This is a genomic window from Geminocystis sp. GBBB08 (assembly GCF_016743215.1).
GTDB lineage: Bacteria > Cyanobacteriota > Cyanobacteriia > Cyanobacteriales > Cyanobacteriaceae > Geminocystis.
Genome location: NZ_VRZC01000007.1, coordinates 1 through 16,636, shown reverse-complemented (window position 1 = coordinate 16,636; position 16,636 = coordinate 1). Strand labels below are relative to the sequence as shown.

Below are 16,636 nucleotides of genomic sequence, written 5' to 3'. Positions count from 1 at the left end.
GCTAAAAGATCGATTTTCTTCTAAAAAAACCTAAAATGTAAATAATTCTATATTCAATGGTATCAATGATCAAAGTTTATGGTAACACAATTAACACCAATTCAATATCCAGAAAGTGACGGTGAACCTATGGCGGATAATACTTTACAATATCGTTGGATTGTCACTATTCAAGGTGGCATTGATGCGTTATTTAAAAATAATCCTGATGTATTCGTAGCTGGAGATTTACTTTGGTATCCAGTGGAAGGAAATAATAAAATTAGAGTAGCACCTGATATTATGGTAGCATTTGATCGCCCTAAAGGTGACAGAGGCTCTTATTTACAGTGGCGAGAAAATAATATTGCACCTCAAGTAGTTTTTGAGATACTTTCTCCCAGAAATAGCCTTACCGAAATGGCAAAAAAATTACAATTTTATAATCAATATGGAGTAGAAGAATACTATCTTTATGATCCAAATAAAAATGATTTAAGCGGTTGGATAAGAAGGAAAAACAGTTTAGAAGTGATAGAAACTATTAATAATTGGATTAGTCCTCGATTAAAAATTAAATTTGTTACATTAGAGTTTCAATTAGAGATATAGAGACCTGATGGGAAAAAATTTGTCAGTTTTGTGGAATTAGAAACTCAAATGCAATTAGCAGAGGAAAAAGCTCAACGTTTAGCAGATAAATTAAGAGAATTAGGTATTAATCCTGATGATATTTAGAGAAGTTGATAGTTAATAATTAATAATAAAATATTATTTTCTTCTGAGTTAGGCTTCTCAATAAATTTAAAAATAATTTGATTATTATGAGGTATTAGCTATCAGCTTTCAGTGGTCAGCTTTAAGGTATAGTAAGATTTACAGATTTATTTTTTAATCTTTAATTCTTCACGAATGATTTAGGATTGCTATAGTAGTTAATAACTCTGAAATTCTTATCATTTCTAAATTCTTCATTCTAAATTCTTAATTTTCTTCGACTAAAATGCCACAAATTAAATAAGATTGCTATATTACTTCTTCATTACTTCTTCTAAACGTTTTAACACAAAATCTTTATCTAAATAAAAGAATAAATAACCAGCTTTTGGTCCTTTTTCTTTACCTAAAAATGAGTAATAAACCGCAGGAAATGCAATATTTGGGGTGATTCCTAACTGTTTTGTGGCAGTAAATAAAGCTGTTTGTAGTTCTTCTCCTTCCCAATTTTCAACAGTAGTTAATACCTCTTTTAAAGTAGCTAAATACTGTTTTTGTTCATCGGTTAATTGTGAGGCAGTGGCAGGAATTTTATCAAAGTAAATAACTAATTTTTCTTCTTCATCTGCGTAGTCTTCTAACCATTTTTTCGCTACCGCAATTCTTTGATTGATTTTTTCCCAATCGTACTCATTTAAGGCTCTTTCCGCTCGTTTAATAATCTCGGCTTTTAAGTCTAAATGAGGTACTTGTAATAAAGAAATTAAGGTACTTATATCAAAAGTATAATAAGGTTTAATTTCTTCCTCTAATTGAGCATAAAATAAGGGTAATAAATTTTTATCTAATTCAACTTGCTCATTATTTTCTAACAATTTAGCATAATCATTTAACAAATTATCATAATCTCTAAATAAACGAATAATTGTGTCATAATTAGGAGCAAAATTAATTACAGTTTTTGGTTGAGTTCTTAACATTAAAAAACGCAATAATTCTGGTGGCAATAAGTCTGCCATATCCTTTGCACCTGAACCAACACCTTTAGAAGAACTCATTTTTGTGCCATTGACAAGGATAAATTCATAAGGAGAATGAAAGGGCGGTTTTTTACGCAAAACTTTACGACAAATACCGTTAGCTACATCACGAGATCCACCTTTTTGAGAATGATCTTTTCCAGCCATTTCCATAGTAACACCGACTAAATCCCATTTTGCTACCCATTCGACTTTCCAAGGTAGTTTACCGTTACCATCGAAAGGTGATACCCAACCTTGATGCCCACATCCTTTTACCCAATCTGTAGCATCTTCTTTACAGGTATAAAAAACTTCTTTGCCGTTATAATCAGTAACATTGGTAGTGGCAATTTTCCCGCAATTTTCGCAGATTACTTGAAAAGGATACCAATTATCAGGGCGATCGGCTTTACTAACTTCTTTATATACTTCTCTGACATCTTGAGCATGACGTAAAAATCGATCAATGTAAGAGTTTAATTTCCCAGAACGATATAAGTCTCTTAAATAATAAATTTCAGCTTTTACTCCTAAATACTCAAAAACTTCGAGAAATTCTCTCATAAAATACTTAGCATAATCAGAAGCATTATCATCAGGAGAAGGCACATTACAAAGAGGATAACCTAAATAGGGGGCAAATTTTTCCTGATCTAAATAATAAGGTATTGTATCTAAAGCATCATAATCGTCAACGCCGTAGGTAAATTTAACGGGTTTTCCGGCTCTTTTCAATGCGCGATATATGACATCATGAATAATAACCCCCCTGACTGAACCAACATGAACTCTACCTGAAGGGGTTTTGGAATCGTTCACTAATTCGGGTTGTTGTGATGTTGCCGCTATTTTATCCGCCCAAAACATAATTTATACTTTATGGAATGTTTTTACACTGCAAACTCATAATTATATCTTAATTTTTTCATGAGTGCCTTTTAAATTTTTCTTTGACTGAACATATTTATTGTATATAAGTACGCAAAATTAATTGTATATAGACAAGGCAATGCAATGAGTTAAAACCCCTTGTTACTCATTGTTATCATAGTGTTGAGAAAAATAAAGGGCTTCGATTAATTTTACTCACTCACTTAGTTTTTATAGCGTCTGACTTGTTTTGAGATTGAGTTAAGATAAAATATGATGATTTCAAGGAGATTTTTACGATTATGTCTATACAAGCTGATGAAAAACCATTAATTAATGAATCTGTTACCGATGAAAACCAAAATTTGATTGATAAATTAAAAGTTTTTTTTGCTAGTTGGCGTTTTAAAGTTACTGCGGTGATTAGTGTGTTGATGATGAGTCTCTTACTTGTTTTTTATTGGCAACATATCATTGCGGTAACGGGAATGCGGATTTGGGTTAATCATGCTGATGCAAAGGCAATTGATTGTATGGTGAGGGATACTAATGATGATGAATATATTAGTTGTACGGCGATGATGAATGAGCAAGTTGTACCGTTAGAATGTGGCACAAGTATTTTAAATATCGGTTGTCGAGTCAATTATGGTAGTGCTTCTCCTTCTTTTAAAGGCTTGGGTGTGAAGGGAAGTCGTTAATTTTTATTTACTTTTTACATAAGCAAGGGATTGTGTCCAAATTAAAATTTTTTCTTTGTTATTATTTTGAAGACAGAAACAGTTTTGATCTTGCCATAATATTATCCCTTTTTCGCTTTGATTAGTGATTAATCCAATTTCCACTGGTGTTTTATTCTTGATAAAGTTTTGTATTTGTCGGATACTAGGAAACCCCGTGTTAAATACTGTCATAATAGTAAGTTATTGCTTTTGATTGAGGATTGATTATGATTTTGAAGTTTACCAAATATCACGGACTTGGTAATGATTTTATTTTAATTGATAATTTAGCTTCTCCTGAGCCTATTCTTTCTCCTGATGAGGCAGTTAAATTATGCGATCGCCATTTTGGCATTGGTGCAGATGGGGTAATTTTTGTTTTACCAGCAAAAAATGACACTGATTATAGTATGCGCATTTTTAATTCTGATGGCTCAGAGCCGGAAATGTGCGGTAATGGTATTCGTTGTTTTGCTCAATTTCTGACGGAGTTAGAAGGAGTTGAAAAGGTAGGAAAGACTTATAAAATCGATACTCTGGCAGGATTAATTTCTCCTACCATTAAGGGTAATGGACAAGTTAAAGTTGATATGGGTGAACCACAATTATTAGCTCAACAAATTCCTACTACTTTGGCACAAAAAGACGAAAAAGTTATTAATCAGTTATTAGTAGTTAATGATACTGATTATTTTGTTAGTTGTGTAAGCATGGGCAACCCTCATTGTTTAGTGTTTGTTGATGATCTCAATAGTGTAGATTTATCTTTAATTGGTCCTAAGTTTGAGCATAATAGTTATTTTCCCAAAAAAACCAATACTGAGTTTATCGAAGTTATTCGTTCTAATTATGTGAAAATGAAAGTCTGGGAAAGAGGTGCAGGTATTACTTTAGCCTGTGGTACTGGAGCTTGTGCTACTGTTGTAGCTGGAGTTTTAAATCATAAATGCGATCGCCTCACTACTGTAGAATTACCAGGTGGTTGTCTTGAAATTGAATGGTCAGAAAAAGACAATCATGTTTATATGACAGGGCCAGCTACTAAGGTGTTTTCGGGGGAAGTTTTCTAAATTAGACTTTTTGCACAAGTCGCAGCAATGGGTAATAATAGGCAATGGCTAAATTCTAAATTCTTCAGTTGATAGTTGATAGTTGATAATTAATAATGTTTCCTTCTTCAATTATTTCATCAGATTTTGAACTCTTAATAATTCGGTAAAGTTTAAACTGCCATGAGATTCAATAGTTGATAAACTTTCGATAGCTTCCCTTAAATGTTTTTTGGCTTCTTCGGGGGAGTAACCACGTCTTATGGCTATTTTGATCGCCCCTTCATCAGCTTCTAATTCTTTTTCGATACTACGATTTTGTTTCCAAATATGATTTCCTGTCATAGTTAATAAACTACCAGAAAGAACTATTCCCACTATATCTTGATTAGTTATTTCTAATGTTAATGCTCCTAATGCAGTGAAAAAAATACCTTGATAAATGTTAAATTTAAACCATTTTACCCCCAAAGAAAAAGCAACATTCCTCAAGAAAAGTAAGTCCCTTTGAGGGATAGATAATTTTCTCCATAAGTCGAAATTAATATAAATTAAACGATTTCGTGATTGCCAAGGAAGGGGAAAAACAGTAGTAATAATCTCAGTTTGTTGAGGTTTACTGCGAATTTTACAGTATATTCGTCCCGATGCTGGCATTAAATCTTGTAAGCGGTTAATTTCCTGTTCTATACTCATCTTGATTTTCGTGGGAAGGTAAAAAAGAATCTTGCAACCAACAAATCTCTAATAATCTAATTTTGTATAAATACCAAAAACGGGTTGGTTTCCAAACAGATTCCTGCTCAATATTCGGATTTAGAGGTTGATTTAGATATTGCCACAGAGCATGACTAATTTTGCGTATATTGTAAATCATAGTTTTTATCTCCCTTATAAGTGATCTATAAAAAAAAATTAGATTCACTTCCTCACAATAAATATTACATAAGATTTTTGATTGGTTGTCAAATTTAGTTTGTTTTAATTTCTTTTGACAAAAGAGAGTATTTTCCAAATGAAACAATTTAAAAAAAAATCCTATATACTAATAATTTGACAAATTTTTCGATTTTTTAGATCAGAACGAAAACTAGAGATAAACGGTTAATTTTCCCTGAAATTCCAATTATTTGCCTAATAATGCTTAAATTTTAGCACTAAAAAAATTAGTAATAATTGACAAATATGTAAACTTTTATAACATTTATTGAGTTCTGGTGATGTCAATGGTTATTCTGCCTCCAAAATCGGGGATAGGTGCCGCTGGTTTTGATAGTCTGACTCTGACTTTCTGGATAGATTCCATTTTTACAATTTCTTCAGCGATTACTTGTGCTAATTTTTCGACAAGGGCGAATTTAGCAGTTTGGATAATCTGTTTAACTATTGCAATGGCATTTCGATAATCAAAGGTATCATTCAAATCATCACTTTTTCCTGATGGTTGCAAATCTACCCATAATGTTAAATCCACTTCAAACCATTGCCCTAAGGTTCTTTCTTCGGCTAAAAAACCTGTATAACCATAACTGCGAATACCTGTAACTTCGATACAATCCATAATAATTGATTAACCTTTAATACTTAAAAAAGTTATAGCATTTCTGGAACTACTTATGACTCAAGTCTAAAAAATGAAACTTAAAACTAATAAATTCGTCACCAAGAATTAATAATTAATTTTAATGTAATATTTTATGAAAAATACGATCTTTGTTTTGTTGTTATTAACGGGTATTAGCGTTACCTCGAATGCTTTAGGTGATGATAAGCCCCCCTTCAGGCAAAACCTTTGTCAGAAATTATCAGAAATTTAGAAAATCAAGGTTTTTCTCCCATTGTCGAGGTTGATTATGATGATGATGGCTGGGAAATTAAAGCCTACCGTAACAATCAAAAACGAGAATTGAAAATAAATCAATCCTATTTCAGGGGAAGTTACGGCTAACAAAAAAGATGGTTAAATAACTGTTAATCAATTATTTTATCTTTAACGTTTTTGACAATGCGAGATAATTCCGTCTTTTCATCAATAGTAATACGAGTTGGTGAACCGCTAATGATACGTTCATAGTTTCGGAATGAATCTTTAATATCAGGTCCCTCTTTACTAATAGAATATTCTCGAATTCCTTTATCATGCCATGATCCTCGCATTTTAAAGACATTAATTGCTCGGGACATTTCGCCTCGAATTTCAACATATTGCAACATTAAAATTGTATCTGTAATAGTGGAAATATGGGATTCCGTGATGGAATGAGCCCCCATAAATTGATCGGTAGTATTAGTAAAAAATCCTGTAATTTCTTCCTGTTTTGCATATCCCGTCACTCCAATCACAAATTGACGAAAAGCATTATTAGTAACGCCTCTAGCCAATGCTGATAAAGAATCGATGGCAATGCGACTAGGCTTAAATTCTGCTATTTCGGATTTAATCATCTGTAAATGATCTTCTAACCCTGCTGATTCGGGATAAGAACATAATAATTTCAAGAGTCCTTTTTGTTCCATTTCTTCAAAGTCAATACCCCAAGAAAAAGCGTTACGAGACAGTTGCGCCCGTGATTCTTCATAAGCGAATAAAATTGCCCTTTCTCCTTGTCGGCAACCTTCTTCTAAAAATTTACTGACTAACAAAGTTTTACCCGTACCAGTAGCACCTGTAGCCAAAATAATTGAATCTTTAAAGAAGCCACCTCCACACATTTGATCAAGGGTTTTAATTCCCGATGAACTACGAGTATTGGATGACCTTTGAGTTAATTGCATAGCACCAAGAGGAAAGATATTAATACCATCTCCTGTGATCGTAAAAGGATATTCTCCTTTCATGTGGGTTGTACCTCGTAATTTTAATATTTCGATGGTTCTTCTTCTTCTTTCACCTTCTAACACATTACGCACAATTACCACGTTATCAGAGACAAATTCTTCCACTCCAAACCGTGCGACAGGACCATATTCTTCTAATCTTTCAGTAGTCATTACTGACGTTACGCCCAATAATTTTAATCTAGCAACAAGGCGAAATATTTCTCTTCTCACAACCGAAGCCGCATCGTATTGTTGAAAAACGGCAGTAACCGAATCGATGGAAACTAATTTGGCTTGATATTTTTTGACGGCATATTGGATTCTTTCAATTAAAGCTGATAGGTCAAAATTACCAACCACATCTTGTCCTTCTGGATCTGGTGATGCGTCTAAGATAAACAGTTTACCTTCATCAATTAAACTTTGTAAATCCCAGCCAAAACTATAAGCATGTTGAATAATATCATTAGGGGATTCTTCAAAGGTAATTAACAGTCCGGGATAGTCAAAATATTTAATACCATGATATAAAAATTGAATAGCAAAAAGGGTTTTTCCGGTACCTGAAGTGCCACTAATCAGGGTTGTTCTACCCATAGGAATACCACCATGACTTATTTCGTCAAATCCTTCGATCATGGTGCGAATTTTTTTGACTCCTTTTGCTTTTAATTCTTCTTTTTTTATTATACTCATTGTTTAAATTTAGATTATTGTTTAATTTTTAAAATAGTTTTATTTTTATTAAATAATATTTAATTTAAGTTATTCTCGATCTCGTATTTCTTCATAGAGTAAATCTAAACCGATCAAAACTTTTTCTCGATCAGAAAGATCCCCAATAATTTTACGAACTGGAGGAGGCAAGACTTTTGACAGAGTTGGAGTTGCTAAAATTTTATCTTCTTCTGCTAGTTGGGGATTTTTTAAAACATCAATAACTTTCAGAGCATAAACTCCTTTAAATTCTTCTTCAAGAATATTTTTTAAAGTTTTTAAAGCTCTCACTGAATTAGGTGTATTTCCTGCCACATATAGTTTAAGGACATAAGTTTTTTTTAAAGGACTCATATTTGATTATTAAATTAATTGTTTATTTTATTCTATATTTTATAATTATGCGTATCTTTAATCTACTGGAAATAAAACTTCAAAAGGTAAATCTTCTTTGGGAATAGAACGGCGATACATTTCACAAAGATGAGCAATAATATCAATTAAAGCTAAACGATAATCCATCAATATATCTTCATTTCTTCCCTCTAATTTTAATTGTTGTGCAAATTTATCCATTAATTCCATATGAATCTCAAGGATTTGAGACACAGACAAATCGGCAAAAAAGGCTTGATTCACAAATTGATCGATGGCTTGATTAACTTCATTTTCTGCATTAAAATACTCTAAAATAATATCTCGATAATCTATTTTTAATTGTTTTATTAATTCATCTTTTTCAGTTTGGGAAAGATAACGATAAAAATAGTGAGGATTTCTATTATAATAAACCCCTAAATATCCTAATCTTTCCTTTAGTTTTTCCGCTAATCTTCTCTGTTGTAACAAAAGAAAATTCTGTTTTTCTTCTATTTGTTTCGATGTTTGATTATTATGGGGATTTTCCAGAATCGAACAACTGGGTGCAAGATGCAAAAATTGTGTAATTGCTTTATCAATATAATTAATTATATTTCCTAGTTGTCTTAATCTTATTCTTATTTCGGCGGTGTGATAAAAATAGTTAAGGGTATCGGATTCCCGGGCAATATCTTGATTTAGTTGAATCTGTGAATCGATGATGGAAGATTCTCTAGACAAATCGAGATCGTCAGGTTCAAGAATAACTACGGGTAAGATTAATCCTAGTTCAGAAAATTCTTTAAGTATTTCTATGCTAACTTTATCATTAAGAATGATTAAACAATCTAATTTTTCTTTATTATCTATGATAAATTCTTTTAATTCGATCACAGAACTGAGTATATGTAAATGATAACGATCGCCTATAGGTAATTCACTGTCACAACTCAATAACCGGGTTAGGGAGTGAACAATTTGTCCTATGGGAATAAAAATACAAATGGATAATCGGGAAGACAAGAGATTTTATTAATAATGCTAAATTATTTACTCTGCTATATGTTAACTTGACTGGTCATCAATTAGCAATTAGGAATATTGTCCTTACTTTGATAGATGCTTGACAGATGCTTAAAATAATAATATAGTGGGCTTTTTCTAAAATTTTAACTGAAATAACTATGAATCAAGTAAGTATTTCTACCCCCCCCACAACAATAAGGCTTTGGCTTTAGGGGTTGGGCTTTTAACTTCTCTCTCAGTTTTCGGAATCGGTAATAGCGCTCAGGCATTAATTCTCACTTACACCATTCAAACAGATTTCCTTAATGCCATTCAACTCGGTTATTATCAAGAGAATTTTGAAAGTATATCTATTACAGGTACACCTCCAAGTCCCATCAATTATACTAATGGAACATACTCATATCAGGCTTCGGTATCAGGACTTGGATCAAACGAATTTTATGGTGCTGGTAGTAGCGGTGATAAGTGGTTATCGGCAAATAACGCTAATGATTCCATTAATTTCACTAATTTTAGCCCTACCATTAAAGCCATCGGTGGTTTCTTTTTTCCTAGTGATGTTTCTGGGGCTTTAACTACTGGTATTATTAACGTTTCGGTAAACGGAGGAAGTTCGTCTTTATCCACTGTAACTGGTAGTGCAACTAATTTCTTTGGTTTTATTTCTAATGACGCTACTCCCATAACAAGTTTAGTTGTTAATACAAGTTTTACAGGTACTTCTATATGGCCTACGGTTAATAACCTAATTGTAGGACAACCCATTGTAGCTGAACCTGTACCTGAACCTGTAACCATTTTAGGGACATTATTGGCAGGTGGTTTGGGTGTTGCCTTCAAAAAGAAACAAAAATCACTGTAGTAAGTAAACGTAGATTTATTTAAACAATCAATAACCCAAAAAGTATAAGTGTATAAAAATACTATAAATGTTGGGTTTTTTACCTAGTAGCTAACTTAGGTGATTTATGGAAAATTTTAAAGGTTTAATTAACGACAATCCTGATGTTTAATTAATTTTTTTTCTTATTTTCAAACAATCAAAAATATCCCCCACAGTAATTTTTAAATTATCAACAAAATTAGGTACAGGAATTATATCATTATTATTTTCAAAAAACAGAGGTTGATTATTAGCCGTATAAATAAAAATTAATTTAGTTTGTGGATCAATTAACCATCCCATGAAACTACCATTATTTAAACAGGATAAAATTTTTTTGGTAACTAATCCCATATATTGATCTGGACTTAAAATTTCAATCACCCAATCTGGGGTAAAATTGAATTGATTAGCAATTTCTCCATCTTCATTTACAGGTATATTTTCCCACTTAAATACAGCTATATCTGGCACAATAGAATAATTATCAAAAGTACATCTTAATTCGGGTAATGCCAAGGCAATTAAATTATTTTCAGTAACGTTATTAATGATATTAATTAATTTTTGTTGAATTCTACTATGTTTTCCTTGAGGCATTGGTTTTTTATAAATACAATTATCAATATATTCTTGTGTTGGTTTTGTTTCTGGTTGATCTAAAAATTCTTTTAAACTAACAGATTTAATTACTGTTTTTACCATAGTTAATAATTTTTTTAGCTAAAATTTAAGTTAATAAAGAATGAAATATAAATCGGTGGGCGGTGCATCACCTTACTTTTATTGGGTGATATGATCGGCTAAAATTATTTTTTCTCGATGGGCTTTAATAAGGTTAATTTTTTCGTTACTAACTTGTTCTAACATATAACAAATATGCTCAGGAGTTAATAAACTTCCATCGTTTTTAGCACTGCCTACATAGTTAATTTTAACTTGATCTGATTCCTCAAAGTTATCATTTATCAAAGAGATTTTATCTAAATTTTCCCTTAAATTAACTATCTTTTTTTTACCAGTTTTAGCTGTTTTTTTCATTAAGATTTCACTGGATTTTTCTATATCAGTAAGCCAATTTTGCCATTGAGATAGGCTATATTTATTATCCGTAGAAATCGTGATAAAATATTCAGCTTTATCTAAAATTTGGGTAGCTTTAGGGAATTTTACGGGCAATTCTTCCACTTTAAAAATGGGAATTTCAGCCGGTAAACTTGCTCTTAATTTCTCGGTAAATTCTGCTATATCCATCCGAGTATGATTTTCAAAATCCACTATTTCCCCATTACTCGTCATCCCTAATGATAAGGCAAGGGCGATCGAAATTTTCGGACCCGGATGGAATCCTCCAGTATAGGATATAGGTATCCTCGCCCGTCTGATAGCTCGATCGAACAAACGCACTAAGTCGAGGTGACTAACTAAAGCCATATCTCCTTGTTTACCAAACCAGACACGCAATTTTTGAGCTTTTTCTTGGTTAGGCTTAAACTCCCCTAAATATTCAGGGATAGGAGGAGGGGTGACGACAATATTATGCCCAAAATCAGGGCTACAAACACCGCAACTACTGCAACCATCAAAGGCACAATCAGGCACAGTAGCCTCTTGTAACGCCCTTTCTAAGTCTTCCACCAGCCATTGTTTATCAATACCCGTATCTAAATGATCCCACGGCAAGGGCTTATTCGCTAATAATTCATAGTTAATCGTTGATAATTGTTGCTCATAATCTAGAATATCACCTTCGGCCGTCTGCCGTCTGTCTTCTGCCTTCTCAAATAGATTCCATTCGCCGTTTTCTACCAGTCGATACTTCCAAGTTAAACCAGCCTCATCAATGGCAGTTTGCCACGCTTTATAAGCCTTGTCGATGTTTTCCCACCATGAATCCATACCTGCACCCAATTCCCACGCCCGTTTAACCACAGGTGCAAGTCTTCTGTCACCTCTACCGACAAAATCCTCGATCGCCGAGATGCGCACATCAGTATAATTAACTTTAACTCCCCTCATGCCATAAAATTCATCTTTGAGGATGTTTCGTTTACGCATAAATTCGGAAGTAGAAACGGAATGCCATTGAAAAGGGGTATGGGGTTTAGGAGTAAAGTTAGAGATGGTGATATTAAAATCAAGCCTTCTTTTACTCAGGTGACGGCATTCTTGACGCAACCATTTAACAGTCTCCACGATACCAATAACATCCTCATCGGTTTCACCGGGTAAGCCTATCATGAAATAGAGTTTTACTTGATTCCAACCCTCTCTTACCGCCGTTTGGATACCTCGCAATAACTCCTCATTAGTTAAACCTTTGTTGACTATATCACGCATTCGCTGAGTGCCAGCTTCCGGGGCGAAGGTTAAACCGCCTTTTCGAGTGCCTCCCACAATATTAGCGATATTTTCGTCAAATCGATCGACTCTTTGAGAGGGAAGGGATAAGGAGATATTTTCATCGTGAAGACGGTTTTTTATTTCGATGCCAACGGCTGGTAAAGAGAGATAATCGGAGCAACTGAGAGATAATAGACTAAATTCGTTAAATCCTGTCTGTTTCATGCCCTCAACGATGCTATTTACTACTTCTTCAGGCTCAACATCTCTGGCGGGGCGAGTTAACATCCCCGGTTGACAAAAACGACATCCCCTTGTGCAACCCCTTCTAATCTCGATGGTAAGTCGATCGTGTACCGTTTGTACATAAGGCACTAAACCGATAGAATAAGCAGGTATAGGGGTGGCAACCCTTCTCAAAATCTTTTCAGGCACATCAGGGCGATTAGGCTTAACACTACCATCCTCCAGCATATCATAGAATTGAGGCACATACACCCCCGGCACTTGGGCTAAATCTAATAGTAACTCTGTTCTAGTTAACCCGTCTCGCTTTCCTTCTTCAATAACTAAACCAATTTCGGGTAATAATTCTTCACCGTCACCTAAAGCCACGAAGTCGAAAAAGTCTGCATAAGGCTCAGGGTTTGAGGTTGCGGTTTGTCCTCCTGCAAATATTAAAGGGTAATCGGTATCTTTTCTTTCCTGCCACGTTAAGGGAATATGAGCTAAACTGAGCATTTCTAAGATATTAGTCGCTCCTAATTCATAACTCAAGCTAAACCCTAAAATATCGTATTCTTTAACGTCTCTTTTCGTTTCAAGGGCAAATAAGGGAGTTTTTGTTTCTCTCATCTTCATAGCTAAATCGGGCGCTGGTAGGTAGGCTCGATCGCACATTTGCCTTGGTTGAGCGTTAATGATATTGTAGAGGATAACATGACCTAAATTTGACGCTCCCACCTCATAAACTTCGGGATAAGTCAACACCCATCTCACTTTAGCGGTGTCGAAGTCTTTATGTTTTGCCCCTAATTCGTTGCCTAAATAACGGGCTGGTTTGAATATTTCTGGTGTAATTAGTGTACTAGATTCGATCAACATAGCTGAAAATAAATAATTATTTAATGAATTTCAATTGAAAATCTTAATCTTTATGTAGAATTATAGAGTTGGCTTTGTAAAGATATTATATGAGTTTTTTAAATTTAAAGAACAAGATTGCTATTATTGCAGGCGGTGTAAGTGGAATAGGTTATGAAACTGCAAAGTTATTGCTACAGAATGATGTTTCTTGTATTTTATGGGACAAAAATGAGAAAAAAGGAAAAGAAGTATTATCGGAACTTAAACAAATCGGCCCATTCTTGGGCAACTTTGAAAGTTTTATCAAATTGCTGCTTGGCTGGTAGCGATTAATTCACTCAATGCCTCTTACCCATTGCTTAACGTCACCAGTAAAGGAGTAAATTTAGATGCTATGCTTTCTTTCCTAGCTGACAAGAACAAATAACCACCTTCTAGGCGGTAATAGAAGATGGTTTCTTTAGACCCTACCCTAATTAATACTGTTTAATAAATCAACGAATTTTTTCGTAGTTTATATTGTCTTGTGCTAAATCAACAGCTTTCTGAAATTCATTAAGCTCTTGGGGTGTACGAGGCATGACTGGTAAAACATCAGATAAATCCAGTTGGTTGAAATTGATTTTAATCATCATTCTATTACCATTCATTTCTCCTCGATATGCTTTTTGAGAAAGACAAGTCTTTTCGATATGTTTGGCTAGTTTAGCTCGATACTTCATTGTTAAATACTCCTTAATAATCTCTTTTAAATCCTTTTGATCAATGTTGTTGATATGGCTTTTTATTTCAGAATGACGAATTAAAAATTTATCTAAAGTAGTCTTAAGAATATCGACTTGTAGTTTAATTATTCGTCTTTCTAAGGTATTACGAACTAAATCTAATTCTAATAGTTCAATCACACGCTCGTATTTAACTCTTGTGCCATAGATACATAATAAAATTGATTTATTAAGGTATGGATGCTCATTTAAAAGAGCGTCTTCAGTTTCTTCAAATAGCTCACGAATGTGTTTTCTTAAAGGCTCACGGTGCTTGTTCATAGTGTAATCTTCAGGGCTTTCATCGTCTTCATAAGAGATGAAACTTAATAACTCATCCGACGATTCAGAATCCTCGCTGTCTAAAGGTTGATTCCCCTCAACTACACGATGGCTCATTTTGACTACTTTCCGTAGATTATTCATACTACCTTGAATGAATGATCCTTTAAAGGGAGTAAAATCACCTCTTTGTTTACGAGTTTTTTGAGGTAATGTATTATACTTAGCCTCATAGTTACGATTAATACGCTGAGTTATCAACTCTGTAAAACCAAAAGTAGCACCATGTAAAACTTTTAAGATGAAATTCAAGCCAAATTTACTACCTATAATCGCAAAAGCGTTGTAATGGATTAACAAAATATATACTAAAGTAGTAAAATCCCCATCTTTCTCTAATTCTTGCCATGTTGCATCAAAAGTAGATATTTGCTTAGATTGTAATGTAAATTTTATTTCCTCTGAAGTATATACAGGCTTGACATTTTTAAGTTTTTTGACAGCTTCGCTACAGGTATCAAACACAAGTTTGCGGTACTCTTTCCGTACATCAATATGTAAATCCAAAAGACTATACCAATCTTTATCGGAATCTCTTATCCCCAATTGGTGTTCTAAACAAATTTTCATAGTTTCATCAGTATATTCTGTCCTGTTACTCCATGTAAGATGTTGTGCTTTATAATGTCCAGTTTTAATAACACTATATCTTTCACGCTCTAGTAATTCTTTTAGCTTGTTGTACAACATCCCATTTTGTTGTTTAGTTGATCTTTGATCATAGGTATTCCAAAAAGCGTTATCTTGGAGTAACTTTTTTATAACATTGGTTTCAAGCACTTTCAATAATAATTCTTTATCTTCTCCTTGCCGATAATTCATTTCATGGAAGGTTTTAGTAAGGTTAGGAGTTAACTTGTCGAAAATAGGTGATAAATAAGAGTATATTACCTGAGATACTGCTTGTTTCTGGGTAAAAACAAAGTTTTTTTCTGGTATATTTTTAATTTCAAACTCTTGTTCCGGCTCTTTTGTTTCTTCTTCTAACAAAGAATGTAACTCTAAATATTTTTTGACTAGAAAACTCATTATATCACCCTCAGTTTTAAACTTTTGAGATGATGTTGATGAAAACGTCATCATCAAGTTAATAACTTGGCGAAAAATATGACTGGGTAAAGCTTTATAAATTTTATATTTTCTAAACAAAGCTTTGGTTGTTCCTTTTGGGTTACTTTGACTTTGATTTTTGTATTTTTGTTGTAGTTTTTTGTGCTGATTATCTTCATCACCATAATCATCGTAAAATGCTGTTCCCACAGTATATGCAAAAGGGATCAAGATTCTTTGCCAAGTATTCAGAGTAATTTTTCTAAGGTTGTGAGGGAGAGTTTGAGGTAACTTTTTCATTTTAAGACTCCGATTAAATTGTGATATTAACCAGTCTGGTTAAAGAAAGATTTAACTGCAAAGGAATCTTTCCATTCTCAAACTATTGATATATAAGGGGTACAGTCTCCCTCTCAAATTTACCTCCGTAGAGATTGGATTCAGTAGCTATATGCAAATACTATTTAGCAATTCAAATTAATATTTGTGCAAATTGCAGCTATGATGTAGATAAATACGAGGTTTAAAGATATTTTCTGTTAAGATTCAAATAGGTTAGTAATTCTAGTTCTAGCCTTGATTCCAACTTTGAATTTTTTTTAAAATACTTGCTATGAAACAGATATAAAGGTTTTTTGTAGATCAAGAAACGGATAATTTAGGAGCTAAAGATTAGCTTTATCCTGATATGCGAAGAATCTCCCTACTTGTTGAGATAATAAATCAATGAGAAACTATGTTTACTTGTTATCTAGGTTTCCCAGAAAAAAAAAGAAGATTGATAGGGAGATCGCTTGCTTATCAATCCTTCCGACAAAGTAAGTGTACCAAAGTAAGTGAAATATGTAGCCTAATCTGTGCCTTAAGATTTACGGTATTTAGC

The 16,636-nt window shown here is 33.3% G+C and carries 16 protein-coding genes and 1 pseudogene; 6 read left to right on the top strand and 11 right to left on the bottom strand.

Features of this window, described 5'->3' with window-relative positions; translation table 11 throughout:
- Positions 1-78 precede the first annotated feature (78 nt).
- A pseudogene (locus FWJ34_RS01970) lies at positions 79-717 on the top strand (Uma2 family endonuclease).
- A gap of 293 nt (positions 718-1,010) precedes the next feature.
- Here FWJ34_RS01970 and lysS read toward each other — a convergent pair.
- Positions 1,011-2,585: a lysine--tRNA ligase gene (lysS, locus tag FWJ34_RS01965; protein ID WP_308253657.1), complete on the bottom strand. Its 1,575-nt coding sequence runs from the start codon at positions 2,583-2,585 to the stop codon at positions 1,011-1,013.
- Between the two features lie 305 nt (positions 2,586-2,890).
- On the opposite strand from lysS, the gene FWJ34_RS01960 reads away from it, so the two are divergent.
- Positions 2,891-3,289, top strand: a complete 399-nt coding sequence (locus tag FWJ34_RS01960; RefSeq protein ID WP_308253656.1) for a hypothetical protein — start codon at positions 2,891-2,893, stop codon at positions 3,287-3,289.
- A 3-nt stretch (positions 3,290-3,292) separates the two neighbouring features.
- Here FWJ34_RS01960 and FWJ34_RS01955 read toward each other — a convergent pair whose 3' ends face one another.
- On the bottom strand, positions 3,293-3,502 hold the full coding sequence (locus tag FWJ34_RS01955; protein ID WP_308253655.1) for an Hfq-related RNA-binding protein: 210 nt from the start codon (positions 3,500-3,502) through the stop codon (positions 3,293-3,295).
- A 35-nt stretch (positions 3,503-3,537) separates the two neighbouring features.
- Between FWJ34_RS01955 and dapF the strand changes: the two genes are divergently transcribed.
- The gene (gene dapF, locus FWJ34_RS01950; RefSeq protein WP_308253654.1) at positions 3,538-4,380 is read left to right on the top strand and encodes a diaminopimelate epimerase; all 843 of its coding nucleotides are present in this window, start codon (positions 3,538-3,540) and stop codon (positions 4,378-4,380) included.
- 111 nt (positions 4,381-4,491) lie between these two features.
- On the opposite strand, the gene FWJ34_RS01945 is transcribed toward dapF, so the two are convergent.
- From FWJ34_RS01945 to folB, 3 genes are all read right to left on the bottom strand, one after another.
- Positions 4,492-5,055 carry a DUF3318 domain-containing protein gene (locus FWJ34_RS01945; RefSeq protein WP_308253653.1) on the bottom strand — a complete coding sequence of 188 codons (564 nt, stop codon included), beginning with the start codon at positions 5,053-5,055 and terminating at the stop codon, positions 4,492-4,494.
- Entirely contained in the window at positions 5,033-5,236 is a 204-nt protein-coding gene (locus FWJ34_RS01940) for a hypothetical protein (protein WP_308253652.1), read from the bottom strand. Before FWJ34_RS01940 ends, FWJ34_RS01945 begins: the two co-directional genes overlap by 23 nt.
- A gap of 327 nt (positions 5,237-5,563) precedes the next feature.
- Complete coding sequence (gene folB / locus FWJ34_RS01935) at positions 5,564-5,920, bottom strand: dihydroneopterin aldolase (protein ID WP_308253651.1); 357 nt, start codon at positions 5,918-5,920, stop codon at positions 5,564-5,566.
- A gap of 231 nt (positions 5,921-6,151) precedes the next feature.
- Here folB and FWJ34_RS01930 point away from each other — a divergent pair, with 231 nt between their 5' ends.
- Positions 6,152-6,307 (top strand): PepSY domain-containing protein, encoded by a 156-nt coding sequence (locus FWJ34_RS01930; protein ID WP_308253650.1) that lies wholly within the window; start codon positions 6,152-6,154, stop codon positions 6,305-6,307.
- 23 nt (positions 6,308-6,330) lie between these two features.
- Here the strand turns inward: FWJ34_RS01930 and kaiC are convergent, their stop codons facing one another.
- The 3 genes from kaiC to FWJ34_RS01915 all read right to left on the bottom strand — a co-directional run bounded on the left by kaiC (position 6,331) and on the right by FWJ34_RS01915 (position 9,279).
- Positions 6,331-7,875: a circadian clock protein KaiC gene (gene kaiC / locus FWJ34_RS01925; RefSeq protein WP_308253649.1), complete on the bottom strand. Its 1,545-nt coding sequence runs from the start codon at positions 7,873-7,875 to the stop codon at positions 6,331-6,333.
- Between the two features lie 69 nt (positions 7,876-7,944).
- A complete protein-coding gene (gene kaiB / locus FWJ34_RS01920) occupies positions 7,945-8,250 on the bottom strand; it encodes a circadian clock protein KaiB (RefSeq protein ID WP_017293901.1) in 306 nt (101 codons plus the stop codon).
- Positions 8,251-8,307: 57 nt separating this feature from the next.
- Positions 8,308-9,279 (bottom strand): circadian clock protein KaiA, encoded by a 972-nt coding sequence (locus tag FWJ34_RS01915; RefSeq protein ID WP_308253648.1) that lies wholly within the window; start codon positions 9,277-9,279, stop codon positions 8,308-8,310.
- Positions 9,280-9,484: 205 nt separating this feature from the next.
- On the opposite strand from FWJ34_RS01915, the gene FWJ34_RS01910 reads away from it, so the two are divergent.
- Positions 9,485-10,147 (top strand): PEP-CTERM sorting domain-containing protein, encoded by a 663-nt coding sequence (locus FWJ34_RS01910; RefSeq protein WP_308253647.1) that lies wholly within the window; start codon positions 9,485-9,487, stop codon positions 10,145-10,147.
- Positions 10,148-10,294: 147 nt separating this feature from the next.
- On the opposite strand, the gene FWJ34_RS01905 is transcribed toward FWJ34_RS01910, so the two are convergent.
- Together FWJ34_RS01905 and FWJ34_RS01900 are read right to left on the bottom strand one after the other, a co-directional pair.
- The gene (locus FWJ34_RS01905; RefSeq protein ID WP_308253646.1) at positions 10,295-10,873 is read right to left on the bottom strand and encodes a Uma2 family endonuclease; all 579 of its coding nucleotides are present in this window, start codon (positions 10,871-10,873) and stop codon (positions 10,295-10,297) included.
- Between the two features lie 78 nt (positions 10,874-10,951).
- Positions 10,952-13,615, bottom strand: a complete 2,664-nt coding sequence (locus tag FWJ34_RS01900; RefSeq protein ID WP_308253645.1) for a TIGR03960 family B12-binding radical SAM protein — start codon at positions 13,613-13,615, stop codon at positions 10,952-10,954.
- An 89-nt stretch (positions 13,616-13,704) separates the two neighbouring features.
- Between FWJ34_RS01900 and FWJ34_RS01895 the strand changes: the two genes are divergently transcribed.
- Positions 13,705-13,923, top strand: coding sequence for an SDR family NAD(P)-dependent oxidoreductase (locus FWJ34_RS01895; RefSeq protein WP_308253644.1), 219 nt, complete (start codon positions 13,705-13,707; stop codon positions 13,921-13,923).
- A 168-nt stretch (positions 13,924-14,091) separates the two neighbouring features.
- On the opposite strand, the gene FWJ34_RS01890 is transcribed toward FWJ34_RS01895, so the two are convergent.
- The gene (locus FWJ34_RS01890) at positions 14,092-15,984 is read right to left on the bottom strand and encodes a hypothetical protein (protein ID WP_308253642.1); all 1,893 of its coding nucleotides are present in this window, start codon (positions 15,982-15,984) and stop codon (positions 14,092-14,094) included.
- Positions 15,985-16,636 lie beyond the last annotated feature (652 nt).

Excerpts from the sequence above, each read along its gene's own strand:
- kaiC (WP_308253649.1), bottom strand. The coding sequence starts at position 7,875 with ATGAGTATAATAAAAAAAGAAGAATTAAAAGCAAAAGGAGTCAAAAAA.
- lysS (WP_308253657.1), bottom strand. The coding sequence starts at position 2,585 with ATGTTTTGGGCGGATAAAATAGCGGCAACATCACAACAACCCGAATTA.
- FWJ34_RS01960 (WP_308253656.1), top strand. The coding sequence starts at position 2,891 with ATGTCTATACAAGCTGATGAAAAACCATTAATTAATGAATCTGTTACC.
- FWJ34_RS01895 (WP_308253644.1), top strand. The coding sequence starts at position 13,705 with ATGAGTTTTTTAAATTTAAAGAACAAGATTGCTATTATTGCAGGCGGT.
- FWJ34_RS01900 (WP_308253645.1), bottom strand. The coding sequence starts at position 13,615 with ATGTTGATCGAATCTAGTACACTAATTACACCAGAAATATTCAAACCA.
- FWJ34_RS01940 (WP_308253652.1), bottom strand. The coding sequence starts at position 5,236 with ATGATTTACAATATACGCAAAATTAGTCATGCTCTGTGGCAATATCTA.
- FWJ34_RS01955 (WP_308253655.1), bottom strand. The coding sequence starts at position 3,502 with ATGACAGTATTTAACACGGGGTTTCCTAGTATCCGACAAATACAAAAC.
- kaiB (WP_017293901.1), bottom strand. The coding sequence starts at position 8,250 with ATGAGTCCTTTAAAAAAAACTTATGTCCTTAAACTATATGTGGCAGGA.
- FWJ34_RS01945 (WP_308253653.1), bottom strand. The coding sequence starts at position 5,055 with ATGAGTATAGAACAGGAAATTAACCGCTTACAAGATTTAATGCCAGCA.
- folB (WP_308253651.1), bottom strand. The coding sequence starts at position 5,920 with ATGGATTGTATCGAAGTTACAGGTATTCGCAGTTATGGTTATACAGGT.
- FWJ34_RS01905 (WP_308253646.1), bottom strand. The coding sequence starts at position 10,873 with ATGGTAAAAACAGTAATTAAATCTGTTAGTTTAAAAGAATTTTTAGAT.
- dapF (WP_308253654.1), top strand. The coding sequence starts at position 3,538 with ATGATTTTGAAGTTTACCAAATATCACGGACTTGGTAATGATTTTATT.